This is a genomic window from Pseudomonas sp. EA_65y_Pfl2_P74, from assembly GCF_963970575.1.
Taxonomy (GTDB): Bacteria; Pseudomonadota; Gammaproteobacteria; order Pseudomonadales; family Pseudomonadaceae; genus Aquipseudomonas; species Aquipseudomonas baetica_A.
In genome coordinates, this window is sequence record NZ_CAXAOQ010000036.1 from 1 (window position 1) to 24,811 (window position 24,811).

Consider the following 24,811-nt stretch of genomic DNA (forward strand, 5'->3'; position numbering starts at 1 on the left):
TGGTCTGGCCAGACAAGAAACTGGGAGCCGATGGGCACTGTGATGTTGAACCCGGATCGGCAGCAGCAGACCGAGAAAAGAGCGGCATAGTTAGACGGCGACGCGACAACAACCTTGAAAAACGCCGAAACCAGCAAGTAGTACCGACTGGTTTCCTTTTGGTGTTGGGTGATTCAACGCACCGCGCTAACACCATCCAGCGTCGAGAACGAGGTGTCCTTGGCCGTCAGCAGAAAATCGCGCATGTACGGCGCATCGAGCATATCGGCGCGAATCCCGGCGTACAGCGTGGCAAACAAGCCTTTCTCCCCCAGCCGTTTGCCCTTCACGTAACCGCGTGAGCTGTATTCATGCAGCGCCCAGTGCGGCATGCCGCAGACGCCACGGCCGCTGGCGACCAGTTGCATCATCATCACCGTCAGTTCCGAGGTGCGTACCTGCGCCGGTTCGATGTCGGCCGGTTCAAGGAAGCGGGTGAAAATGTCCAGGCGGTCGCGTTCCACCGGGTAGGTAATCAGCGTTTCGGTCAGCAGGTCTTCGGGGACGATGTAGGGTTTGTTCGCCAACGGGTGCTGATTGGCCACCGCGAGCATGGCTTCGTAGGTGAACAGCGGCACGTAGGTGATGCCGGCGATGTCCAGTGGATCAGAGGTCACTACCAGATCCAGATCACCCCGGGCCAGGGCCGGCAGCGGGGCGAAGGAGAAGCCCGAGGCGAGGTCGAGTTCGACTTCCGGCCAGGCGTCGCGGAACTGGTCGATGGTCGGCATCAGCCACTGAAAGCAGCTATGGCATTCGATGGCCATGTGCAGGCGCCCGGCGGTGCCGCCGGCCAGTCGGGCGATGTCGCGTTCGGCGCCGCGCAGCAGCGGCAGGGTCGCGTCGGCCAGTTGCAGCAGGCGCAGACCGGCGCTGGTGAAACGCACCGGTTTGGTCTTGCGCACGAACAATTGCATGCCCATGCGCTCTTCCAGCTCCTTGAACTGGTGGGACAGCGCCGATTGGGTCAGGTGCAAACGGTCGGCGGCATCGACCAGGCTGTCCGCCTCGCGCAATGCGTGCAGGGTTTTGAGGTGACGGATTTCAAGCACCGGTTGGCTCCATGAGCAAAACTTGTGATCAACACGAAAAGGTTGAGTTTGTCTCATGTTGGCCTGGCTGTCGACAATGGCGCCATCTTTTACTCATGGAGCACCTTCGACATGGCCGTGGCCCACACCCTTGGTTTTCCGCGCATTGGCGCCGACCGCGAACTGAAAAAAGCCCTCGAAGCCTACTGGAAAGGCGATCTCGATCAGGCCGCGCTGAACCAGGTTGGCCGTGATTTGCGTGCCACTCACTGGCAATTGCAGAAAGCGGCCGGCATCGACTTGCTGCCGGTCGGCGACTTCGCCTGGTACGACCAGGTGCTGACTCACTCGCTGACCTTCGGCGTGATCCCCGAGCGTTTCGACGGCGTGCGCGATGAGCACGGCCAGCCGAGCCTCGACACCCTGTTCGCCATGGCCCGTGGCGCTACCTCGAACTGCTGCGGTAGCGAACACGGCCAAACCCGATATGCCCAAGAGCTGACCAAGTGGTTCGACACCAATTACCACTACCTCGTCCCGGAATTCAGCGCTGATCAACAGTTCAAGCTGAGCTGGGAGCAGTTGTTCGATGAAGTCGAAGAGGCCAAGGCGTTGGGCCACAACGTCAAACCGGTGATCATCGGCCCGTTGACGTATCTGTGGCTGGGCAAGGCCAAAGGTAACGATTTCGACAAACTCGACTTGCTGGAGCGTCTGCTGCCGGTCTACAACCAGATCCTCGTGCGCCTGGCCGAGCAAGGCGTGGAATGGGTGCAGATCGACGAGCCGATCCTCACCCTCGACCTGCCGCAAGCGTGGAAGAGCGCCTTCGAACGCGCCTATCACATCCTTCAGTATTCGCCGTTGAAAAAACTCGTGGCGACCTACTTCAGTGGCCTGCAAGACAACCTTGGTCTGGCTGTCGGCCTGCCAGTACAAGGGCTGCACATTGATGCGGTGCGAGCGCCGGAGCAACTCGGTCAGGTGCTTGATCGCCTGCCGACCTACAAGATTCTTTCGGTGGGCCTGGTCAATGGACGCAACGTCTGGCGCTGTGAACTGGAGCAGGCGCTGGCGCAATTGCAACCGGCGCAGGAGCGTTTCGGCGACAACCTGTGGGTCAGCAGTTCCTGCTCGTTGCTGCACAGCCCGGTGGATGTCGAGCGTGAAGACACGCTCGATCCGGAACTGAAAAACTGGTTGGCGTTTGCCGTACAGAAGTGCAGCGAAATTTCCGTTTTGCGCGATGCGTTGAACGACCCGCAAGCGCCCAAGGTACAAACCGCACTGGCCCAAAGCCGAGCGATTCAGGCAAGCCGTGCGCAATCACCGCGCATTCATAAAACCCAGGTGCAGGCGCGGATCAACGCGATCAATGCCAGCGACAGCCAGCGCCATTCGCCGTTTGCCAAACGCATCGCCAAACAACAGGCGCGCCTGCAATTGCCGACGTTCCCGACCACCACCATCGGCTCGTTCCCGCAGACCGCTTCGATCCGTCTGGCGCGTCAGGCCTTCAAGCAGGGCAAGCTGTCGGCCAACGATTACCACGACGCCATGCGCAGTGAAATTCGCCACGCCGTGCAGGTGCAGGAACGCCTGGGGCTGGATGTGCTGGTGCACGGTGAGGCCGAGCGCAACGACATGGTCGAGTACTTTGCCGAGCAGCTCGACGGTTACCTGTTCACCCGTTTCGGCTGGGTGCAGAGCTACGGTTCGCGCTGTGTGAAACCGGCAGTGATTTACGGCGACCTGAGCCGGCCGCACGCCATGACGGTGGACTGGATCAGCTACGCGCAAAGCCTCACCGACAAAGCCATGAAAGGCATGCTGACCGGTCCCGTGACCATGCTGATGTGGTCGTTCCCGCGTGAAGACGTGTCGCGCAAAGTCCAGGCGCAGCAATTGGCGTTGGCGCTGCGTGATGAAGTGGTGGATCTGGAAAACGCCGGGATCAAGATCGTGCAGATCGACGAAGCGGCGTTCCGCGAAGGCCTGCCGTTACGCCGCGCGCAATGGCAGGAATACCTCGACTGGGCGGTTGAGGCGTTCCGCTTGACGGCTTCGGGCGTCAAGGACGAAACGCAGATCCACACCCACATGTGTTACAGCGAATTCAATGACGTGATCAAAGCGATTGCCGACATGGACGCCGACGTCATCACCCTCGAGACCTCGCGCTCGGACATGGAACTGCTCGAAGCCTTCGAGGCGTTTGATTACCCCAATGACATTGGCCCGGGTGTCTACGACATCCACTCGCCACGGGTGCCGGACACCGCCGAGATGGTCAAGTTGATGAGCAAAGCGGTGCAGCGGATTCCGGCCGAACGGTTGTGGGTCAACCCCGACTGCGGCTTGAAGACCCGGGCGTGGCCGGAGACCGAAGCGGCACTGGTGAACATGGTGGCGGCGGCGCGGCAGTTGCGCACCCGGCTGGCGTAAGCGCTGGGGGTGATCGAAAGCCTGCGTGGCGAGAGAGTCGATCTCTCGCCACAGGCGTCCCTTGCCACCGCGTCAGTTAACGTCTGGCAGCATCAAAAAGTAATCGAGGATGGCCGATCCCCTGCCAATCTGCCCGGCAGGCAGGTCGGGGTTTTCGGCGCGGGTGACAAAGCGGTGTTCGGGCAGTTTCAAATGCGCTTTTTCGAAATCCCTGAACGGCACGCCCGGCCTTCGATAGTGAAAGTGGGCGTACCAAAGCAATTGTGCTGGGTCCAGCGATATGTCCCAGATCTCGTACTCCTGCATATGATCTGGTTTGTTCGGGGTTTTGGTGAGGTTCTGCAGGGGGCTGACCCTGCGGATCTCCACGACGTCGTGATCGATAAGATCCTGCAACATGCCATCGGTAGGCTGCTGGCTGGTCAATGATCGCTGGGTGCGTATGGATCGGCCGGTGACAATCAATTCGTCGGCCTTGTTGCGCAGTTGCTCAATGATCGGGAGCTGTGCCGACCTGGCCTGAATCAGGTTGGCGCGTTGATTCAACTCGCCGGCCTGACTGACCATCATGTGTTCCAGGTCGACGGGAAGCATGCCCAGATCGGCATTGCTTTCAACCGTGGCCCGGTAGGCTGCCTGGGCGTCCAGACGCCGTTGCGCATCGCTTACAAGGACGGCGAGCGCCACCTGTGGCGGTGTGGGGGGCGCAATGTTTTGCGGGTTCGTCAGACGGATTCTGCCGTCGGCGCCTTGTTCCCAGATTTCCTTGTATCCCCCGCGCCCGGTGAACACGTACTGGCGTGCCTGGGTCACCGGATGCCATTGCTCAACGCCATAAAGCACCTGATTGTCGGCGGTGGTGAAGACCCGCTGCACTACCTGCCCTGTGCGCCTTGGTGCAGGGGGATCAATGATGCCCCGGCGGGCACGGTCGCCCAAACGCTCGATTCCGCTCAGCAGCGGTTCAACCACATCCAGGTGGAAGTGTTGCGGATAGTTGGTGGTCCAGATCGTCATCTCGAGACGAAACCGGGAATACAGGTTGAGGCAATTTTGCAGAATCTGGTTGCGTTCGGCCTGTGACGCAATGACGTTAGGCAGGTTGTGCTGCGTGTACAAAGCCAGGTCAACATCGTCGCGAAGTTCGCGTGCCTGGGCCAACAGGTAGAACCACGACAAATCATCCGTGCTGCCATAGTTCTTGACCATTTCCAGTCGATGGGCGGTTTTCAGATACAGCAGGTTGGTATCGCTGTGGTTGGTATTGAGCTCCTCGACCAAGTGCGTCATGTTTTGTTTGTCCGCTCTGACGCGGATGCGGTCATACCAGAGGTTGACTTGCCCCCTGAGCGCCTCCATCTGCTCCAGCCATTGCACCATCTGTACACGCAACGTGCGGGTTTCTTCCAGCATCATCAACCGCTGGTGGAGCGTATCGGGCAGTAGATCGTCCATCGCTTCACTCAGCACTTTGATTCTTTCTGACAAGGCTTTGGCTCTGTGTGAAAGGTGCAACGCGCGGCGCCTGTGCCGGTCAGTGATCAACCATGCGGTCTTGCTCTGCATTTCGATCAGGGTTCGTTTCTTGTTGCCATGGGTCAGTGGCATCAGGTCAACCAGTGTCTGATAGCGTTTGCTCGCCAACTGGATATCGCCGACACAGGCGGCTTCGACAGCCGGTTGCAGGACCGCTCGATCCGCCAGCGAGGCGCTAGCGTATTTATTGATCAAGGCATCGCTTATCTCTCCCCGGGCCTGGAGTTGGTCGGCGAGGTCGTCAACCGCCTGCGTCAATTGATGGTGTCGGCGAAATGTACGGCTGGCCCACCATTGCGGCAGTCGTTGTCGAATGGGGTCCGGCCAGTGCGGATCAAGTGCATCGGCCAGATATCCGACGATGTTGCCGCCGCCGAGCATGCCGCCTTCCAGGGTGGTGCCATACACGCCGAACCAGGTATCCCACTGGCCGGTTTCGTCCAGGGCGATGGGCTGTTTGTAGGTTTTTTGCGAGGTGCCACGCAATCGCCAATTGCGTGAATCGGTGCTGGGCTGAACTTCATAAATCCGCCCCTGACGCACGATGAAGTCACTGTCGGCGTGGCGGTAAACGCCGCGATAAAGGCCGCTGGTCCCCGGCTCCAGCCCGGCCAGGGAAATCGGACGTTGATACTCGTAGCCGGCAAAACGGGCGATCAAGTGGCGGGCCTGGCGCTGCGAAGGCATGTGCATCGCCGTCGCCGAGGTCGCCAGTGCTCGGGCCTGGCGTGCCCGCACCAATGAGCGAACCCCGCGCGAGACTCCCGAAAACACCATTTCACCGGGCAACAGATCCATGGCAGCGTCAATCAATGACACCAGTACCGACTCGATTTCGGCCAGGCCGTCACCCACGTCTGCGCGCAAAAAAGCCGCCACGGCCTGATTAGCCGCCGTCCAGGCATCGTAGAGCGCCAGGGCGGTGCCGATGAAAGGCAGCATGCCCAGGGCCATTTTGATGTAGTTGAATGCTCGCGGCCCTTTCAGGGCATAACGCTCCATGTACAACGCATCGTTGGAGCGAGAGGTCGAACGATGGGCTTCGATCAATCGGCCCATGTGCGCATCGAGCAGGTGGGCGGCAAACGAAGTCGTGGCCGGCCAGCGCACGCCGACGCCGATGATGGCGTCAAAACGCTTGAGCACGGCCTGCGCAATCCGGCCTTCATGTGCCCGCACGGTGCCTTGCAATGCCCGGCCGGCCAGATAAGAGGTCCACTTGTCTGTCTGACACAGCGTGTACAGGCCCAGGCGGGCCGCTTCCAGGTTGTCGTAACGGCGCAGGAATCGCTCATCGGGGCTGTCGGGCAGATACAGCAAGGTCGTGCCGCTGACTTGCTCTTCAATAAAAGTCACCCCGGACAATGTGGCCGGGCCCTCGTTGTGCGTGTCCTTGCCACCCGCGCTCAGATAGGCCGGGCGGATCACCACACGTTTGTTATCGGCATGCCAGGCCTCAGCGGTGTTGGCGTCGATGGCAATTTTCAGAATCTGCAACTCGTCCAGGCTGATCTGCTTCTGCAGATGGGCGAATTCACCTTGCAGTCTGAGCATGACCTGCCAGGGCTCGATCAGGCATTCGCGGCGATGTTCGCGCACATAAGCGGACTCATCCACCGACCCTGTGAAGGTATCGCGAATGAGTTTTTCATAGGCGTTGGGCAGATCCAGTTCCGGAATGACACGTTTGAGGTACGCAAAGGTAATGCCGTCCTCCAGCGTCTGGCGTTCGGTGGCATCGGTGGCGGTGATTTCGGTCTGGACGAAATTCAAACGCAACGAAAGCGGTTCGAGTTGCATGGACGGGGTGTTGTCGATGTTGAGCTGAGCAAACTCCACCAGGGTCATTTTGCTGCGGGCGGTACTGGGCACCATCACCAGTTCATAACCGGAATGTCCCGGGGCGGGCTTGAAGCGTTTTTCGTATTTCACAGACTCGGGCAGGTCGAGCGTCACCTCGAAATCGCCCTTGATCGAAAAATCATCGCCCAGTCGCTTCAGCAAATGTTTGCGGGTGAATTCGTCTCGCGATTCCAGCGCCAGCGCCAGTTGTTTATGGCTGCGGTGCATCGCCGAAATAAAGCGCTGGATCAGGTCCTTGAGTGTGCCCCGGTCTGTCTCGGACAGATGCTTGAGCCAGCCTGGCAGACGGGTGGCGAGCGTGTCGCTGCGATCCTGCTCCAGCACATGAGCGAAGGTCAGGTTGCGCGCGGCATTGACCGGCACCTGCAAGGCGGCGAGGGTGCGTTTACGCAGGATTTCCAGCTCGTCGGCGTGTTCGCTGCGGCCACGCAGTGCGCTGGCGTTCGACTCGAACTCACTGATCTGCGCATCAAGGCTCGAGTGCAGCGGATCGGTGTCGATCCGGTTCAACAGCAGCGCCAGTTCGGGGTCCTTTTCCTGGATCTTGAACACTTCGCGTTCCAGTTCGCGGCGATTGGCAAAGCGTTGCAAGCCGCCTCCACTGCCGGGCCAGTAAAGCAACACACTGCCTGTCGAGTCTGGGTCGAGAAGCGCGGCTTGCCGCATCACAACAAGCGGGCCCTTAAGTGTTTCGGTCTGCTTGGTGGTGGTCGGGTCAGACGTTTGAGTCATTGTCAGGGTCAGGCTGGCAACCGTGAGCTCAGCGTCGCGCTCGGCTGCGAGGGGCGTGTCCAGAATCGCCTTGAGCAGATTGTGCTCAGCGCTATCGAGTTGACCCAGTGCCAATTGCACTGTTGCCTCGGCGTGCAAGCCGTCCTTGTGCGCCTGATGAATCTGATTGAACGCTGTATTGAACGTGCTCAGGTCCTGTGGTCGCGCTCGATACAGCAGGGCCGTCGCGGCCGTGTCGCAGGTTTTTTCTGCTGCTTCCAGGGCTTTGAGTGCGTCTTTGCACTCTTGCTGACGATGTCCCGTGCCGTCGGTTTCCAGCAATGCATCGAGTGCGTCGCGCGCTCGTTTGAGCGACGCCTGTCGCACCGACAACGGGATTGCTGCGCGCAGGCTGCCGAACAGCGATTGTTCGTCGGTTTCGATATCGAGTTGTGCGGGCACCGGGTTTGGCGGCAACGCCACGATGATCGCTTTGCTGCGCTGGCTATCGAGCAGGTCTGCCTGAACAAGCGAGTGCGCGCCATGCTCCATCAGCCCGGGCTTGCCGTGGTTGGCGTTGCGTAACGCGCTGATTTGAGCCTGTGGGCGATCGGCAAACAGGTCGCTTGAGCCCGTGATCATTGGATCGGCAGCGGCGCTGTAGACAAAGCGCAGGTCCTTGGTCGGCAAACCGGTCGGGACAAGCGCCTGGCCGCTCAGCCAGTCTTCCATGACTTGGCGTGTGCTGAAGGCCTGGATGGCAACGGGGTGGGAGGGCAGATACAGCAAAGGGCTGGCCTTGGCCGGATCGCCCACGCTGATGACCCACGCGCCTTTGAGTTTGACTTTGCTGTTATTGCTCAGCAGCAGTGCCAGTTGTTCCGTATGGATAGGCTGACCGTCCAGTGTCAGTACCCCGGTGCGGGTGTCGATGATCTGTTGCAACGGTTTGAGTTGTTCTACGGTCAGGGTCCTGCGGGCGAATGCCACCTGGGCAGTGGCTTCGAAGTGATCGCGGTAAAGCTGAATTGCCCGCTCGCGTCGAGTCACCGGGGTGCCGCGCGCCCGCGCGTCCCAAAAACTCAACCAACGAGCCTGGTGTGCCTGTTCGGTGCTCATGGCTTTGAGCTGTTCAAGCATTTGCAGCGGCTTCAAGGTGGCCAGCGGATGAGCCACAGGCACGCCGGTCACCCGGCTGTACCGATCGACCGACGCCTCCAGTGTCGGGTGTTGCACAACAAAAGCACAGGCATCGGTGAGGCAGACAAAACGCTCTGGCTGGTTATCCGTGGCGGTCGAGCGCAGGCCGGCTTGCTCGCCATCAAGATCCAGTTGTTGGCGCAACAGTTCATTGATCGAGTCGCGCAGTGCTGGCGTCGCGGCAACCAATTCGCGCAAACCCTGGCTGCTTTCGCGCCAGCGGGCCGTGGCCTGCAGCAACAGGCTGTCATCAAGATGTCTGGGCAATGGGGCGGCGGGTGGCAGCGCCAGCGGTAGTGGGTAAGGCAGATCGGGGAAAAGGCTATCGGGCATGGCGGCATATCTCGCAATGGGAGCGGCGGTTCCACTCCTTGAGCAAGCCATTTAAGAGGGATCGCGAAGCACCATGGCGGTAGATAGTTATGGCATTGACGACCGCTCGGCACTCTTCATCAAACTGTCATCGAACTGTGGCAGCGCGCTTGTACAAACTTCATCAGACTCGCGCTCTACTGGGGTTCTGCGTTTCGGTGTTTTTCATGTACAAGGTGTTTCTATCAGTCGCGGCCATGTTGGCCGCGCTTTTGTTCGGTTTACCGGCATCTGCGGCGTCGCGTTGTGACGTGAATGTGCCGACCGAGCGGGTTGATCTGGCGCAGGTAAGCCTTGCTTACCAGAGCATCGGTCGTGCCTCGGACCCGGCGCTGTTGCTGGTGATGGGCCTGGGCGGGCAATTGATCCATTGGCCGGATGAGGTGGTGGTTGCGCTGTGTCAGCAGGGCTTTCGAGTCATCCGCTATGACAACCGCGATGTCGGCTTGTCTACCTGGCGGCAGGCACCGGCGGAGGCCAACCTGACCTTTGAAGTGCTGCGCTACAAACTCGGTCTGCCGGTGGCGGCGCCCTACAGCCTGACCGATATGGCCGAGGATTCACTGGGTTTGATGGATGCGCTGCACATCGAGCAATTCCATGTGCTGGGCGCGAGCATGGGCGGGATGATCGCCCAGCACATCGCCGCCATGGCGCCGCAGCGGGTGGAAAGCCTGACGCTGATCATGACCAGCTCCGGCGCCGAAGGTTTGCCGGCGCCGAGTGCGGCATTGGTGCAACTGTTGTCACGGCGCAGCGCACCGAACCGTGAAGTGGCACTGGAACAACAGGCGGATTTGCTGGCGGCGCTGGGCAGCCCTTCGGTCACCGATGATCGGCAGGCGTTGTTGCATCAGGCGGCGGTGTCCTACGACCGGGCGTTCAATCCCGAAGGCGTGAAGCGGCAGATCATGGCGATCCTGGCCGAGCCGAGCCGGGTGGCGCTGCTCAATCAACTGCGCGTGCCAACGCTGGTGGTGCATGGCACGGCTGATCCGTTGTTGCCGGTGATGCACGGCGTGCACCTGGCGGCGCATATTCGTGGCAGCCAGTTGAAACTCATTCCGGGATTGGCCCACCGTTTTCAGGAGGCGTTCAAGGCGCCGTTGCTGGCGGCGGTGTTGCCGTATCTGCAGGCGCATCGTGAGGACACGTCGCATTGGGCGCAGATCGAACCGGTGGCGGCGGGGAATCTGTTGTAGCTGAGGTTTGGCGGGGCCCCTGCGGGAGCAAGCTCCCTCCCAAAGGGGAACGCATTGCCAATGTGGGAGGGGGCTTGCTCCCGAAGGGGCCAGCACTGTCGCCGCAAGACCGGACAGGTGTATCGTCTGGGTTTTGCGGCGCGAGGTGGCTCATGAATTCCACTCTGAAAATCGATTTTGTCAGCGACGTGTCCTGCCCATGGTGCGTCGTCGGTCTGTATGGCTTGTTGCAGGCGCTGGAAATCCTGCGCAACGAAGTGCAGGCCGAGATTCATTTTCAGCCGTTCGAACTGAACCCGAAAATGAGCCCAGAAGGCCAGAACATCGCCGAGCATATCCAGGAAAAATACGGATCGACCCCGGAGCAGTCGCAGAAAAATCGCGAAGCCATCCGTGCCCGTGGCGCTGAGCTGGGGTTTGCCTTTCGCACCGATGGCAACAGCCGGATCTACAACACCTTCGATGCCCACCGCTTGCTGCATTGGGCGGGGCTGGAGGGGTTGCAGTTGCCGTTGAAGGAGGCGTTGTTCAAGGCGTATTTCACCGATGGCGGAAATCCGTCGGATCACGCGCAATTGGCGCAGATCGCCGAAGACGTCGGGCTGGATCGGCAACGCGCCGAGGCGATTCTGGCGGCGGACGAGTTTGCCGGGCCGGTGCGCGAAGAAGAGCAGGTATGGCTGCAGCGCGGGGTGAGTTCGGTGCCAACCGTTGTGTTCAACGGTCAGTACGCGGTGACGGGCGGGCAGCCGGTGGAGACCTTTGTCGGGGCGATCCGGCAGATCATGGCCGAGTCCAAGGGTGGCACCGTCAACTGACGAGCGAAGTGCCCCTCACTGAAGACCTCTCCCGCAGGGAGAGGGGCTGACAGGCTTTGATCTTAACTGTGAAGACGCACCCAAACGGTCACCAACACCGTCGCTGCCATCAACCACGCCACCGCCGCGACCGCCAGCGAAGCCTCCAGGCGCATTCGATCGACCATCACATACAACGTCGCCAGATACACGAAGTACGGAATGATCGACCACATGCCGAACACGATCGTGGTCTTGAGGTCATCGATTGATCGCCCCTTGCCGACGATATAGTGCGCGATCAAGGCGAACGTCGGAAAAAGCGGCACCAGGCCGGCGATGTAATAGTTTCGGGTCTTGGCCAGCGCCGCCAGAATCACGACAACGGCAGCGCCGAGTGCCGCTTTCAGTAGCAGATCCATCAGTGGCTCAACCCATACTTTTTCACTTTGTCGAACAGCGTGGTCTTGGCCATTCCCAGTTCCAGGCTGGCCTGGGTCAGGTTGCCGCCACTGCGCAGCAAGGCGTCGTTGAGCAGGTTGCGTTCGAAGGCTTCCACCGCTTCGGCGAATGTCAGCCCCTGGCTACCGCTGCTGGCGCCGGACTTCTTGAAGGCCGGCAAGCCGAGGGCGAAGCGTTCGGCGACGTTACGCAGTTCACGCACGTTGCCCGGCCAGTCGTGGCTCATCAGGTTCGACAGGGTCTGGTTGTCCAGTTCCGGCAGGGCACGGTCGAAACGCAGGGCTGACTGCTGGGTGAAGTGTTCGAACAGTTGCAGGATGTCTTCGCGGCGTTCGCGCAGTGGCGGCAACTCCAGGGTCACTACGTTGAGGCGGTAATACAGGTCGCTGCGGAATTCGCCGGCCTTGCTCGATTCATCGAGGTCGGACTTGGTTGCCGCAATCACCCGGCAATCCACCGCCACGCTCTGGTTCGAACCGAGGCGTTCGAGGGTGCGTTCCTGCAATACGCGCAGCAGTTTGATCTGCAACGGCAGCGGCATGCTTTCCACTTCATCGAGAAACAACGTGCCGCCGTCAGCGTGTTCGATCTTGCCGATGCGGCGTTTGCCGGCGCCGGTGAAGGCGTTGGCCTCGTGGCCGAAGATCTCGCTTTCAAAAAGGTTTTCCGGCAGACCGCCGCAGTTCAATGCGACGAACTGCTTGCTGTGACGGCGACTGAAATCGTGCAGGCAACGGGCAACCAGTTCTTTGCCGGTGCCGGTTTCGCCCTCGATCAGGACGTTGGCCGAAGTGTCGGCGACGTTGGCGATCAGCTCGCGCAGGTTTTGCATGGCTGGCGAACGCCCGATGATCCGCCCTTCAAGGGAATCGCGTTCGGCCAGTTGCCGACGCAGCGACGAGACTTCGCGCGCGAGGCTGCGTTGCTCCAGCGCACGCCGCGCAACGTCCACCAGCCGCTCCGGCGAGAACGGCTTTTCCATAAAGTCGTAGGCGCCTTTCTGCATGGCGCCGACGGCCATGGAGATGTCGCCATGGCCGGTGATCAGCACCACCGGCAGGCTGCGGTCACGCTGCTTGAGACGGGTCAGCAACTCCAGGCCATCGATGCCCGGCAGACGAATGTCGCTGATGACGATCCCGGCGAAGTTGTCGCCGACCCGCTCCAGGGCTTCTTCGGCACTGCCGACGCCGATGCAGGGAATGTCTTCCAGCGTCAGCGCCTGTTGGCAGCCGAGCAGGACATGGGGGTCGTCTTCGACGATCAGCACACTAAGGTCGTGGTTCATATTGGCTCGGCAGGAGTAGGGCTTACCAACGGTAAACTGAGGACGAAGGTGGTGCCACCGCTGGCCGGGTGTTCGACACCCAGATGCCCGCCGGTGGCGGCCGCGAGGCTGGCAGAAAGGGTCAGGCCCAGCCCCAGGCCTTGCTCGCCCGGTTTGGTGGTGAAGAACGGTTCGAACAGATGCTTGCGTACTTGGGCGTCGACACCATGGCCGTTGTCGCGCACCCGCAGGCGATATTTTCCGTTGAACTCGTCACCCTCCAGCCACAGCTTGGGCAGCGGCTGCGCTTGCATGGCGTCGAGGGCGTTGCCGATCAGGTTGACCAGAATCTGTTCGAGACGGGTCTGGTCGATCTGCACCTGCACATCTTTGAACTGCCGATGCAGTTGCAGCGCCGAGCTATCCAGGCGTGCGCCGAGTAATTGCAGGGCCGCCTCCACGGCCTTGCCGAGGCTGGCCTGGCCCTGATTGTCACCACGCCGGGCAAAAGAACGCAGGCTGGCGGTGATCCGGCCCATGCGATCGATCAAGTCATTAATGGTCTTGAGATTGGTACTGGCGACATCGAGTTGACCGCGCTCAAGGAAGCGAACGGTGTTGCCCGACAGCGTGCGCATGGCCGCCAGTGGCTGATTCAATTCGTGGGCGATGCTGGTGGACATCTGGCCGATGGCAGCGAGTTTGCCCGCCTGCACCAGCTCATCCTGAGCCCGGCGCAACGTCTCTTCGGCCTGACGCCGTTCGCGAATCTGGCTCTTGAGGCGATCGTTGCTGGCGCGCAGGTCAGCGGTGCGTTCGGTAATCCGACGCTCCAGTTGATTGTTGGCTTGCTGCAAGGCTTCGCGGGCTGCGAGGCGGGTGGCGATGACCTTGCGCCGCTCGTTCCAGGCGATCAGCAGGAAGGCGACCAAGGCAAACGCGATGGCGACCAGAATGCCCTGATTGATCGCTTCGCGGCGCAGATCCTGAAGCGGCGTGAGCAGTGTGAAATTCCACGGTGTATCGCTTAAGGGGCGGGTCTGTGCCAGATAACTGATGTTTTCGTCATCGGACTGTAATTCACTGTTGGCCGGGAACGTGAGTTTTTCCACGCCTTCGGCCAGGGTTTCCCGGGCCAGCGGTTGCAGTTCGTTGAGCGGAAACCAGTAGTACTGCAGGCTGCGGGCGAGTTTTTCCTTGGTCTCATCGCTCAGCGGTACCACCGATTTGAGCCGTCGGGCCGGATCGCTGGAGAGAATGATGATGCCGTTTTCGTCACTGACAAACGCTTCGAGGCGCGCCCGTTGCCAGCGCTCTTCCATGGCTTCGAGCCTGACTTTGACGACGGCAACGCCGATGATCTTGCCGTGTTCTTCCAGGCCATGGGCCAGGTAATAACCGGGTTCGCCGTTGGTGCTGCCGATCCCGTAGAAGCGTCCGGGTTCGCCACGAACGGCTTTCTGGAAGTAGGCGCGAAAGGACAGGTCTTCACCGAGGTAACTGTCGACATCGCGCCAGTTGCTGGTGGCCAGGACGCGGCCAGTGGTGTCCATGACGTAGATGGCCCGACTGCGACTGCGCCGGTTCAGGCCCTCAAGGTATTGGTTGACCGTTTGCCGATGTTCCGGGGTCGGGTCGGCCAGCAGTTGCGGGACACTGGTTTCCAGTTCCAGCAGGCTGGGCAGGTAGGTGTATTTGCTGATCTCGCTTTCGACTGCTCGGGCGTGCAGTTCTAGCTGACGCTGGCCGTTCTCGCCGAGGCTGCGGATACCGAAGTGTTCACTGGTCCAGAAGCCGATGTAACCCAATCCGATCATCAGGGCGATGACCAGCGGCGGCAGGAACAAATGACGAATCAGACGGGGCTTCACGGCAAGTGATGGCGGCGCGGCGCGATAGAGAGTGGGGTCGCATTTCATCACAGATGCCTTGGGTCAACCACAACACAAATCTCAGGATCATCATTGATCCAGTGTGAAAGCGGGCTTGCTCGCCAAAGCGGTGGGTCAGTCAACGATAATGTTGAAAGTGCCGGCCTCTTCGCGAGCAAGCCCGCTCCCACAGAGGGGAGCGGTGTGTTGCTTTTAGTGCTGCAGAATTTTCTCGAGGAAATGCTGCGCACGTTCGGAGCGGGCCTTGATGTCGCCGAAGAACTCTTCCTTCGGGCAGTCTTCGATGATCTTGCCGGCGTCCATGAAGATCACGCGGTCGGCCACTTTGCGAGCGAAGCCCATTTCGTGGGTCACGCACATCATGGTCATGCCTTCGTTGGCCAGTTGCACCATCACGTCGAGTACTTCGTTGACCATTTCCGGATCGAGCGCCGAGGTGGGTTCGTCGAACAGCATGACGATCGGGTCCATCGCCAGCGCACGGGCAATCGCCACACGCTGTTGCTGGCCACCGGACAGTTGCCCCGGGTGCTTGTGGGCGTGGGCCGACAGACCGACGCGCTCAAGCAGTTGCAGACCTTTCTGGGTCGCCTCTTCCTTGCTGCGGCCCAGCACCTTGATCTGCGCGATGGTCAGGTTTTCGGTGATGGTCAGGTGCGGGAACAGTTCGAAATGCTGGAACACCATACCCACGCGTGAACGCAGCTTCGGCAGGTTGGTCTTCGGATCGGCAATGGAGGTGCCGTCCACGACGATGTCACCTTTCTGGAACGGTTCCAGCGCGTTGACGCACTTGATCAGGGTCGATTTGCCGGAACCCGACGGGCCGCAGACCACGATCACTTCGCCTTTTTTGACCTCGGTGCTGCAATCAGTCAGCACCTGGAAGTCGCCATACCACTTGTTGATGTTCTTGATGGAGATCATACGGCAAACCTTTTTTGCAGACGCTTGACCAGCAGCGAGGCGGCAAAGCTGATTGTGAAGTACACGACACCGGCAATAATCAGGAACTCATTGGAACGGCCAATGATGTCGCCACTGGCGCGGGACGCGTTGAGGAAGTCCACCAGGCCCACGGTGTAAACCAGCGAGGTGTCCTGGAACAAAATGATGCTCTGTTGCAGCAGCAGCGGGGTCATCTTGCGAAAGGCCTGCGGCAGGATGATCAGACGCATCATCTGGCCGTAGGTCATGCCCAGTGCCTGCGCCGCACCCATCTGGCCTTTGGGGATCGACTGCACACCCGCCCGGACGATTTCGCAGAAGTACGCCGCTTCAAACATCATGAACGCCACGATGCAGGAGGCGAACGCACCGATCGGGGTGTCTTCACCGGTAATCCAGCGCAGCACGAACGGCACCGCCAGATAGAACCAGGTGATCACCAGCAGCAGCGGGATCGAACGGAAGTAGTTGACGTACGCGCCAGCGATGCTCGAAAGCAGCTTGTTATGCGACAGACGCATCAGCGCCAGGATGGTGCCGAGAATGATCCCGCCGACCACGCCCATGGCCATCAGTTTGAGGGTCATCACCATGCCGTTCCACAAACCGGGAATGGCCGGGACGATGCCACTGAAATCGAATTCCATTATTTACCCCCCACGGAGATCAGGCCGGGCACGGCAACTTTCTTCTCGATCACGCGCATCAGCAGCATCAGGCTCATGTTCAGGGTGAAATAGATCAGCGTTGCCAGGGTGAAGGCTTCGAACAGGTTGGCCGAGAACTCGGCTGTCTGTTTGGTTTGAGCGAGCAGCTCCATCAGACCGATCAGCGAGGCCACGGAGGAGTTTTTGAACACGTTCAAAAACTCCGAGGTGAGCGGTGGAATGATGATCCGGTAAGCCTGGGGCAGCAGCACGTTCCAATAGATTTGCGGCAGCTTGAAACCCATGGCACGGGCGGCCGATTCCTGGCCGCGAGGCAGCGCCTGGATGCCGGTGCGCACCTGTTCGCAGACCCGCGCGGCGGTGAACAGGCCAAGGCACACGACAACACTCAGGTAGGCCGAGGTGGTCGGGTTCAGGTCCTGCTTGTACCACTCTTGCAGATCCGGCGGCAGCAGGTCGGGTACCAGGAAGTACCAGATGAACAGCTGAACCAGCAGCGGCACGTTACGGAACAGCTCGACGTAGCAGGTCGCGATGCCCGATACGATGCGGTTCGGCACGGTACGCATGACGCCCAGGATCGAGCCCAGCAGCAGGGCGATGATCCAGGCGACGATGGCGATGGCGATGGTCCAGCCCAGCCCGGAAATGAACCAGTCGAGATAGGTCTCGCTGCCCACGCCGGTGGACTTGAAGAACACGCCCCAGTCCCAGTTGTAATTCATTAGGGTCTCCCCTCGATTCGATCGATGTACAAGTGCCCGCCTGGGGAAACTCCGTTCCCGGCCTGATCCTGAGGGTCAGGCACACGCGATCGGCTCGACAGACACCGGTTCGAGTGTTTCCAAAAAATGCCAGCAGGGAGTGACCATCCCCTGAAGAGGCAGGTGCCTCTTCAGGGGACAAGGTTAGTCAGAAATCAGGACTTCTTGTCGTCAGCCGCTTTGTCGGTCGGATTGGCGATCAGGGCCTTGAGCTCGTTGCTCATCGGGAAGTTCAGGTTCAGGCCTTTTGGTGGAATCGGCTGCATGAACCACTTGTTGTAGATGGTGTTGATCGCGCCCGAGGCGTAGGTAGCCTTGATGGCGTCATCGACAGCCTTTTTGAACGGCTCGTCGCCTTTGCGCATCATGCAGCCATAGATTTCGTACGACTGTGGAGTGCCGGTCACTTCCCAGTCAGCCGCCTTCTTGGCCTTGGCGGCTTCACCTGCCAGCAACGCGTCGTCCATCATGAACGCAACGGCACGGCCCGATTCCAGCATCTGGAAGGACTCGCCGTGGTCCTTGGCGGAGATGACGTTCATGCCCATTTGCTTGTCGGCATTCATCGACTTGAGGATGCGCTCGGACGTGGTGCCGGCGGTGGTCACGACGTTCTTGCCTTTGAGGTCGTCGAAATCCTTGTACTTGGAGTCTTTCTTGGACAGCAGACGGGTGCCGATTTCGAAGATGCCGACGGAGAAGTCAACTTGCTGCTGACGCTCGACGTTGTTGGTGGTGGAACCGCACTCGACGTCCACGGTGCCGTTCTGCACCAGCGGGATACGGGTTTGCGAGGTCACCAGGTTGTATTTGACCTGCAGGTCTGGAAGGTCGAGGTCTTTCTTGATCGCTTCGACGATGGCCATTTGGATATCGTGCGAGTAGCCGACCGGTTTGCCGGACGCATCAGCGATGTAGGAAAAAGGAATAGAAGCGTCGCGGTGGCCCAGGGTGATCACACCGGACTCTTTGATTTTCTTCAGGGTGCCGGTGAGTTCGGCGGCGAAAACTGGCGTGCTGATCAGAGCGGCAGCAATGGCTGCGCCCAGGATATGGGGAACGATGCGCATCAAATTTTCCTCGACATTGTTTTTTTTATGGAGCCAGTTCGTCGGCCCTTTTGTGCTTCGAATGCCTGACGGCTCCTGAAGGATTGGCTCAACAGACATTCGTCGCGAGAGTGTAGAGCATGAGTCGTGCCAAACCAGTCGAAAGTGGTTAACTGCTTGATCTGCTTGGTTATTAAGTTTTTGTGTCGGTGTTATTCGGGAAAACTGATCCGGTTATCCGAATCGACCGGAAGGTCGCGTTCGGAAAACCGAATACAGCCACTTCAGCGCCAGACCGGCAGGCAATCAAAAACAAACAGCAGGTGCGAAACCGCGCAGATCACCCCGAAAAACAGCACCAAAACGATCATCGGCGTACCGCCCCAGACCCGATAGCGCGGGCTGCCGAAGCGTTGGCGCGAGGCTCTGGCCAGCAAGGCCGGGGTAATCACCGCCCACAGGGTAGCGGCCAGTCCGGCGAAACCGATGGCGTGAAGAAACCCTTCGGGCCAGAGCAACCCACACAGCATCGGTGGCAGGAACGTGACCGCGGCGGTCTGCAGGCGGCCCATGGGGCTGTCATCGAAACCGAGCACATCGGCGAGGTAATCGAACAGGCCAAGGGTGACCCCGAGGAACGAGCACGCCACGGCAAAGTTAGAGAAGAAGGTCAGCAACAGATCGATGTTGGCGCTGTTGAGTCGCGCGCCCAATGCGCTGATCAGCACGTCGATATTGCCCCCTTGCCGGGCGATGTCCTTGAACCCGTCCCGGGGAATGTTGCCCATGCTGCACAGCATCCACACCAGGTACAGGCCAAGCGCGATCAGCGTGCCGCTGACCAGGCAGGCGCGAATCCGCTGTGGGTCCTTGCCGTAATGCTTCATCAGGCTCGGCACGTTGCCGTGGAAACCGAACGACGTCAGGCAGAAGGGCAGGGTGACCAGCAGATAGGGCCAGTAGTGGCTGTCGGCGCTATCGAGATTGAGCAGGGTGGTGCTTTGCACATGGCCGAGCAGCCCGCCGAAGGTCAGAAAGAACGCGAGGATTTTTGCCCCGAACACCAGCGTGGTCATGCGGCTGACTGCCGTGGTGCTGAGCCAGACGATAAACGCCACCAAGAGCGTGAAGCCCAGACCGCCGACACGCGATGACAGATCCAGGCCCATTGATTGCGCCGTATGGCGAATCACCGAACCGCTGGCCGAAATGTACGCGTAGGTCAGGATGTAGAGCACAAAGACAATGCTCAGGCCGTTCAGCCGGTTCCAGTGGCGTCCGAGCAGATCCCGGGTGATGGTGGAAAAACTCGCACCTTCGCGGTAGTTGAGATTGGCTTCGAGGATCATCAGGCCCGAATGCAGGGTGCAGAACCAGGCGAACAGCAGGACCGCCACCGAGCCGTAAAACCACAGGCCGGACATGACCACCGGCAACGAAAACATGCCCGCGCCGACGATCGTGCCGCCGATGATCATGGCACCGCCAAGGATTGAAGGTGATCGTTCGACAGCGGGAAGGGAAGCTATTGAAGTGACGCGCATGGCAAGGGCCTGCAATTTGAGTTGTTATAGGTACGGCTAACACGACCCCTGTGGGAGCGGGCTTGCCCGCGAAGAGGCCATCGAATTCAACGTCTCTGTTGACTGATCCGCCGCCATCGCGGGCAAGCCCTCTCCCACAGGGTTTTGTGCACGATGCGATTCAAACGATGTTCAGCAGGTGCGTCAGCAGCCGCACGCTCGCCAACAGGAAGTCGTCCTGCCCCGGCAGCGCATCGAACGACAACCCCACCGGCAACGAACCGGCGCGGGCGACCGGAATGCTGATGCTCGGCGCCGCCAGGTTGCTCGCCGGGTCGGTATTGCGCACGAAGGTCTCGAAATTGCTCTCGTCCGAGCAATCGCTGAGCAACGGCGCGCTGCACGCAACGGTAGGGTAGGCGAGCAGGTCCAGTTGGTGCTGGCCGAACAACGCCCGGTATTCCTTTTCCAGGCGCAGCTTGCTCATCAACGCCTGCACGTAGTCGGTGTAGGAGATCGCCGGGCTTTCCAGTTGGGCGGTGAGAATCCGCTTGATCGCCGGATCGCGGATCTGCGCGAGGATGTCGAGGAACTGCTCACCACGCCCTTGCCCCATGAGGAAACGAGGGAAGTCGATGAAGAACTCATAGATTGGCAACGGAAACTGAATGGCTTCGTTGATTTCACCGATCAGGGCATCGTCGACCGGCACGATGCTCACGCCGCGATCGGCCAGGCTGTCGATCGCGGCGCGGCAGTCGCGTTGCACGTTATCTTCAAGGTCGGCCCACAGGAAACGTTCCGGGATGCCGATGCGCAGCGGCCGATCATCGGCCAAACGGACGGGACGGTTACCGGTGAGGTGGCGGTGAACAAACTGGCAGTCCTCCACGGTGCGGGTCAGCAGGCCCGAGGTGTCCTTGGTCTGCGACACCGGGACGATGCCGTCTACGGGATATAGCCCGGTGGTCGGGCGGAAACCGACGATCCCGCAGAACGCTGCCGGGATACGCACAGACCCGCCGGTGTCGGTGCCGACCGCGCACGGCACCAGCCCGGCGGCGACAGCGGCGGCGCAACCGCCGCTGCTGCCGCCGGCGCTGTGGCGCTCGTTGGCAGGGTTGATCACGGCGCCATGGGTATGGTTGGCCGACGTCACGCCGAACGACAGTTCGTGCATGTTGTTCTTGCCCACGACCCGTGCGCCCAATTGTTTGAAGCGCTGGACGATGCCCGCATCGTGCTGCGGAAAGTAATCGGACAGGCCGGGGGTGCCAGCGGTGGTCGGCATGCCGCTGACGTTGATGTTGTCTTTGAACGACACGGGCAGGCCAAACAGTGCGCTGTCACGCCCGATCCCATCGGCCTTGAGCGCCGCCGGGTCGAAGGTGATGAAGCTGTTCAGGTGTTGCGCCATCGCATGACGATCGCGCAGCGCTTGCTGCCAGGTGTCCAGGCAGAGTTGGCCACTGCGGAATCCGTTGACGAGCGCTTCAATAGAAAGCTGGCTGTACATGAATGTGTCTCGGCGATTGAAAGGGGCGGATTCAGCAGTAGCGATACTGCGAGTGCAGGTCATCGAGCGGGTTGCCGGCAATCAAGTCGCCACCCAGGCTGCTGATCACTGCGCAGGCACCGTTGAGTGCCGTCTGAATCGCACCTTCGGCCCAACCGCCGGTGAACGAGGCGCCGCAACCGGCCAGGTACAACCCGGTGTCTTGATTCGGATCGAGCGCGGTGCGGAACTGATAGAACAGGCGTTCGGAATAAATGTCGTCGCCGGGGAAGTTCAGCTTGAAGGCGCCCAGCGCATGCTTGTCGGTCAGCCAGTCGTATTCCAGAACGTAGCGCTGGTAGTCGCCACCGAGCGGCAGCAGATGGCTGGCAAATTCCGGTGCACTCATCGCCAGCTCATCGACCAGACGCAGGCAGCGCTGCACTTTGTCGGACATCGAGACCATTTTGTGCGAGTCATCTTCCCAGGTGTAACTGATCAGCACCACGCCCCAGGATTCCGGGTCCTGCGGTGCGTAGTCCAGGCAATACACGCCTTTGACCAGGGTGTCGGTCTGGATGTTTTGTGGCAGGCCGTGCTTGAGCCAGAACTTGTCCTTGGTAAGGATGAACAACTTGGACGAACCGACCATATGGGTCTCATTGATTGCCCGCGCCACGTCGCGATTGACGAAGGCCTGGTTCTGCGTGAGCTTGAGGTTGACTTGCAGTGCGCGGGTCGTGGTCGTGGTAATCACCCGGTCGCAGGCGTAGGTTTCGCCGTTGCTGCCAGCCAGCAGGATTTGCCCGTCCGGGCCTTTGTTGATCGATTCGATGCGCGTGCGACAGATCATGTCGCGTACCTGAATACCGTTGAACGAGGTGTCGGCGATCAGTTCGGCCAGCGCCGAGATGCCGTTGGGCACCAGGCGTTGATTGACCTCCAGGGCATTGACCACCAGCCGCAGGATTTCCGTGAACGAGGCGCGATACACCGACTGGAAACCGCCCGAGCCAATCCCCAGCGAACCGAACAGGTGAAAGTCTTCCGGCTTGCGCCACGCCCGGCCGCCGGGCGGATTGTTGCCGGTGAAAATGCGCACCATCGCCGAGTAAAACGAGCTGTCGCCGAAGCAATCCAGATAGCGCTGCCACTCCGGCTGCACTTCGCAGTAGTTGTGCTGCTTGAGCAATTCAGTCAGCAGCAGCGGCGGTGCGAGACTGCTGCCGTCATCGAGTGTTACGCCTTCGCGCAAGAATGCGTTCCAGCCTTGGTGTACGGTGCTGAACAAGGCCGGCGGCGGTTGCATCGCAGCCCAGTGATGGGCCTCGCCACGGTAGTGGATTTCTGTGTCGACGACGCCCGGATCGGGAAACGCTTCGGTGGTTTCGATGCCGAAGCGGTTGAGGTAATGGAACAGTCCGACTTCGCTGGGCGGGAAGCGCATGGCGCCCATTTCGGCGATGAATTGCGGTTGGTCTTCGTCAAAGCACTGGGTCAGCAGGCGACCGCCGACGTGTTCCGGTTCGGCTTCGAACAAGGTGACGCGGCGTGCACCCGAGCGCAGCAATTCGTAGGCGGCGACCAGCCCGCTCAGGCCGGCACCGACGATACCGATGTGTTTCTCGGCGGTTTCCACTGGCAGGTAACCGATGGCTTCTTCGGCATTGCGCAGGAACTGGCCGTAGTCATACAGCAGATCGACATAGGGAAAAGACAGGCACGCGGACGCCTGGTTGGAGCCTTTGGAAGTAGGGTTCACAGGGGGGATTCTCGGTCGATCAGATAATGAGCTGCAGGCTTTCAAGGGCGCGTGCGGGGTTGAGCAACAGGATCTTTTTGCCGTGGATTTTCCAGGTGCCATCGATATTGATCAGTTGGTGTTCGACGGTCACCGGGTAATGCCATTCGCTGTCGCCACGGGCTTCGCAATACAGCATGTTGCTGCTGGCGACGGCGCTGTACGACGATTCATCCAGGGTGATGCGCGGGCGTTGGGCGATGTGCAGGCTGCGGCTCTTGGGCTGCTGGGAAAAGTTGCGCGCATTGGCCAGCCGATTGATGCGCAGCGTGGTCAGAAAGCGGTCTTCATACACCAGCGATGATTCATGCAACGGGCTGCGTTGCTCGCGGGTCATGGGGATCCAGTAGGTGTAGTCGTCGCTGAGCAATTGTTGCCAGGCGTCGAAATCCTGCTGGTCGAGCAGGTGCAGTTCGGTCTCGATCAGTTGCTCGATGGCGTGTTGATTAGATGGATCGTGTCGCATGGTCGCCCCGCATCAAGTGCTGCCAACTGTTATAGAAATTACGCATCGCCATTTCGCTGGTGCCGGACACCACCTGGGTCTGCTCGTAGGTTTCATTGGGTTCGAACAAGCGACTGACGTTGACCCATTCGTTGGCATCGCTGCCCAGGCCTTCCATCGCCCGCTCGTACATTTCCACGTCGTCGTGGGCGACCATCGAGCACGGCGAGTTGATCAGGTTGTTGTATTGCACGGTTCTTTCGAGCAACTGCACGGGCGCGCCTTGCAGTTCGAAGATCCACGATTCGACGATGGTTTCCCGGGCGCTGACCGGCTTGATCACGCGCAGCGTCTGGATCGGGCCCTTGACCATCAGATTGGGGAAGTACACGGTGTTATGCCGGGTGTCGTCGAGGATCGCCCGGGCCTGGTCTTCGCCGTAGCTGTCGACCATCAACTCCCAGTAACCGGGAATATCGGTGTAAGCCTTGTGGATCGAGTTGCTGACCCCGGTGTGCCCGTGGCCGTTGGGCCAGACGCGAATGCCCATACCGGCGAAAAACTCGTAAGAAGCCATGAACGGCGAGAACAGTTCGACGGCCATCGGCGGCTTGCCCTGTTCCCCGGTTTCCTTCCACAGACGAATCGCTTCGCCCGCCGAGGACTCGTGAGCGATCATCGGATGGCAGGTATCAGTCTGGTTATCGACGACCATTTTCCAGTTGCAGCGATGGCGGTGCAGCAGCGGTTGGCCGATCACTTTCAACTGACCCCGCGGCGAGCGCATGACCATGTTGTCGAGGGTCGACAGCGATTCGCCGAAGAACTCGTCGAAGCCGATACCTTCTTGCGTCAAACGCACGAACACGAAGCCGCGATAGTTATGCACCGCCGCCACGTTGCGCATGCCCTTGTGCGCGGAACAACTGCTGAGGTCGCAGTCGTCGTATTCCTTTTTTACCGGAATGCTCAACAACTCGCCGTCGGTCTTGAACGTCCAGGCGTGGTACGGGCAGCGCATGAAACGCCCGACATTGCCACGAGTCTCGGCCAGGACTTTCACGCCCTTGTGCGGGCAGCGGTTGTGCAGCACGACGATCGCGCCGTTCTTCTGGCGCACCATCGCGAGCGGCTGCTGGGCGAGGGTGGTAGTGAAGTAGTCACCGGTTTCGGGGATCAGGCTGTCGTGACCCAGGTAACACCAACTCGCGGCGAAAACCCGCTGTTGTTCCTGTTCGAAGAGTGACTGATCAAGGTACAGAGATTTATGCACTTCTCTGCCATTGAAGTAGTTGTCCAAC

At 60.2% G+C, this 24,811-nt stretch carries 17 protein-coding genes; 3 read left to right on the forward strand and 14 right to left on the reverse strand.

Translation table 11 applies throughout. The annotated features are described in order from the left end of the window. Positions 1-173: 173 nt before the first annotated feature. Entirely contained in the window at positions 174-1,091 is a 918-nt protein-coding gene (gene metR, locus AACY18_RS24240) for a transcriptional regulator MetR (RefSeq protein WP_339433523.1), read from the reverse strand. 111 nt (positions 1,092-1,202) lie between these two features. Here metR and metE point away from each other — a divergent pair, with 111 nt between their 5' ends. After that, entirely contained in the window at positions 1,203-3,515 is a 2,313-nt protein-coding gene (gene metE, locus AACY18_RS24245; RefSeq protein WP_339466327.1) for a 5-methyltetrahydropteroyltriglutamate--homocysteine S-methyltransferase, read from the forward strand. Positions 3,516-3,587: 72 nt separating this feature from the next. Here the strand turns inward: metE and AACY18_RS24250 are convergent, their stop codons facing one another. Next, positions 3,588-9,158, reverse strand: coding sequence for a dermonecrotic toxin domain-containing protein (locus AACY18_RS24250; RefSeq protein ID WP_339466328.1), 5,571 nt, complete (start codon positions 9,156-9,158; stop codon positions 3,588-3,590). A 206-nt stretch (positions 9,159-9,364) separates the two neighbouring features. On the opposite strand from AACY18_RS24250, the gene AACY18_RS24255 reads away from it, so the two are divergent. Both AACY18_RS24255 and AACY18_RS24260 read left to right on the forward strand, forming a co-directional pair. Beyond that, entirely contained in the window at positions 9,365-10,399 is a 1,035-nt protein-coding gene (locus tag AACY18_RS24255) for an alpha/beta fold hydrolase (RefSeq protein WP_339433519.1), read from the forward strand. Positions 10,400-10,551: 152 nt separating this feature from the next. Next, positions 10,552-11,217 (forward strand): DsbA family oxidoreductase, encoded by a 666-nt coding sequence (locus AACY18_RS24260; RefSeq protein WP_339433518.1) that lies wholly within the window; start codon positions 10,552-10,554, stop codon positions 11,215-11,217. Positions 11,218-11,279: 62 nt separating this feature from the next. Here AACY18_RS24260 and AACY18_RS24265 read toward each other — a convergent pair whose 3' ends face one another. The 12 genes from AACY18_RS24265 to AACY18_RS24320 form a co-directional block, all read right to left on the reverse strand. Beyond that, the gene (locus AACY18_RS24265; protein WP_339433517.1) at positions 11,280-11,618 is read right to left on the reverse strand and encodes a GlpM family protein; all 339 of its coding nucleotides are present in this window, start codon (positions 11,616-11,618) and stop codon (positions 11,280-11,282) included. Continuing rightward, on the reverse strand, positions 11,618-12,946 hold the full coding sequence (locus AACY18_RS24270; RefSeq protein ID WP_339433516.1) for a sigma-54-dependent transcriptional regulator: 1,329 nt from the start codon (positions 12,944-12,946) through the stop codon (positions 11,618-11,620). The genes AACY18_RS24265 and AACY18_RS24270 overlap by 1 nt, the downstream gene beginning before the upstream one ends. Beyond that, positions 12,943-14,844 carry a sensor histidine kinase gene (locus AACY18_RS24275; protein WP_339466330.1) on the reverse strand — a complete coding sequence of 634 codons (1,902 nt, stop codon included), beginning with the start codon at positions 14,842-14,844 and terminating at the stop codon, positions 12,943-12,945. The genes AACY18_RS24270 and AACY18_RS24275 overlap by 4 nt, the downstream gene beginning before the upstream one ends. Positions 14,845-15,009: 165 nt before the next feature. Beyond that, the gene (locus tag AACY18_RS24280; RefSeq protein ID WP_339433514.1) at positions 15,010-15,744 is read right to left on the reverse strand and encodes an amino acid ABC transporter ATP-binding protein; all 735 of its coding nucleotides are present in this window, start codon (positions 15,742-15,744) and stop codon (positions 15,010-15,012) included. Next, on the reverse strand, positions 15,741-16,412 hold the full coding sequence (locus AACY18_RS24285; protein WP_339433513.1) for an amino acid ABC transporter permease: 672 nt from the start codon (positions 16,410-16,412) through the stop codon (positions 15,741-15,743). Before AACY18_RS24285 ends, AACY18_RS24280 begins: the two co-directional genes overlap by 4 nt. Then, positions 16,412-17,158 carry an amino acid ABC transporter permease gene (locus AACY18_RS24290; protein ID WP_221732107.1) on the reverse strand — a complete coding sequence of 249 codons (747 nt, stop codon included), beginning with the start codon at positions 17,156-17,158 and terminating at the stop codon, positions 16,412-16,414. Before AACY18_RS24290 ends, AACY18_RS24285 begins: the two co-directional genes overlap by 1 nt. Before the next feature lie 194 nt (positions 17,159-17,352). Further along, entirely contained in the window at positions 17,353-18,267 is a 915-nt protein-coding gene (locus tag AACY18_RS24295; protein ID WP_339433512.1) for a glutamate/aspartate ABC transporter substrate-binding protein, read from the reverse strand. 263 nt (positions 18,268-18,530) lie between these two features. Then, on the reverse strand, positions 18,531-19,790 hold the full coding sequence (gene mtr, locus AACY18_RS24300; protein ID WP_339433511.1) for a tryptophan permease: 1,260 nt from the start codon (positions 19,788-19,790) through the stop codon (positions 18,531-18,533). A gap of 160 nt (positions 19,791-19,950) precedes the next feature. Then, the gene (locus AACY18_RS24305) at positions 19,951-21,285 is read right to left on the reverse strand and encodes an amidase family protein (protein ID WP_339466332.1); all 1,335 of its coding nucleotides are present in this window, start codon (positions 21,283-21,285) and stop codon (positions 19,951-19,953) included. A 31-nt stretch (positions 21,286-21,316) separates the two neighbouring features. Then, positions 21,317-23,026 carry an NAD(P)/FAD-dependent oxidoreductase gene (locus AACY18_RS24310; protein ID WP_339433509.1) on the reverse strand — a complete coding sequence of 570 codons (1,710 nt, stop codon included), beginning with the start codon at positions 23,024-23,026 and terminating at the stop codon, positions 21,317-21,319. A gap of 19 nt (positions 23,027-23,045) precedes the next feature. Then, entirely contained in the window at positions 23,046-23,531 is a 486-nt protein-coding gene (locus AACY18_RS24315; protein ID WP_339466334.1) for an aromatic-ring-hydroxylating dioxygenase subunit beta, read from the reverse strand. Next, positions 23,512-24,810: a Rieske 2Fe-2S domain-containing protein gene (locus tag AACY18_RS24320; protein WP_339433507.1), complete on the reverse strand. Its 1,299-nt coding sequence runs from the start codon at positions 24,808-24,810 to the stop codon at positions 23,512-23,514. Before AACY18_RS24320 ends, AACY18_RS24315 begins: the two co-directional genes overlap by 20 nt. Position 24,811 lies beyond the last annotated feature (1 nt).

What these genes read in the sequence shown, in the direction of transcription:
- metE (WP_339466327.1), top strand. Translation starts at nt 1,203, where the DNA reads ATGGCCGTGGCCCACACCCTTGGTTTTCCGCGCATTGGCGCCGACCGC.
- AACY18_RS24250 (WP_339466328.1), bottom strand. Translation starts at nt 9,158, where the DNA reads ATGCCCGATAGCCTTTTCCCCGATCTGCCTTACCCACTACCGCTGGCG.
- AACY18_RS24255 (WP_339433519.1), top strand. Translation starts at nt 9,365, where the DNA reads ATGTACAAGGTGTTTCTATCAGTCGCGGCCATGTTGGCCGCGCTTTTG.
- AACY18_RS24260 (WP_339433518.1), top strand. Translation starts at nt 10,552, where the DNA reads ATGAATTCCACTCTGAAAATCGATTTTGTCAGCGACGTGTCCTGCCCA.
- AACY18_RS24265 (WP_339433517.1), bottom strand. Translation starts at nt 11,618, where the DNA reads ATGGATCTGCTACTGAAAGCGGCACTCGGCGCTGCCGTTGTCGTGATT.
- AACY18_RS24270 (WP_339433516.1), bottom strand. Translation starts at nt 12,946, where the DNA reads ATGAACCACGACCTTAGTGTGCTGATCGTCGAAGACGACCCCCATGTC.
- AACY18_RS24275 (WP_339466330.1), bottom strand. Translation starts at nt 14,844, where the DNA reads ATGAAATGCGACCCCACTCTCTATCGCGCCGCGCCGCCATCACTTGCC.
- AACY18_RS24280 (WP_339433514.1), bottom strand. Translation starts at nt 15,744, where the DNA reads ATGATCTCCATCAAGAACATCAACAAGTGGTATGGCGACTTCCAGGTG.
- AACY18_RS24285 (WP_339433513.1), bottom strand. Translation starts at nt 16,412, where the DNA reads ATGGAATTCGATTTCAGTGGCATCGTCCCGGCCATTCCCGGTTTGTGG.
- AACY18_RS24290 (WP_221732107.1), bottom strand. Translation starts at nt 17,158, where the DNA reads ATGAATTACAACTGGGACTGGGGCGTGTTCTTCAAGTCCACCGGCGTG.
- AACY18_RS24295 (WP_339433512.1), bottom strand. Translation starts at nt 18,267, where the DNA reads ATGCGCATCGTTCCCCATATCCTGGGCGCAGCCATTGCTGCCGCTCTG.
- mtr (WP_339433511.1), bottom strand. Translation starts at nt 19,790, where the DNA reads ATGCGCGTCACTTCAATAGCTTCCCTTCCCGCTGTCGAACGATCACCT.
- AACY18_RS24305 (WP_339466332.1), bottom strand. Translation starts at nt 21,285, where the DNA reads ATGTACAGCCAGCTTTCTATTGAAGCGCTCGTCAACGGATTCCGCAGT.
- AACY18_RS24315 (WP_339466334.1), bottom strand. Translation starts at nt 23,531, where the DNA reads ATGCGACACGATCCATCTAATCAACACGCCATCGAGCAACTGATCGAG.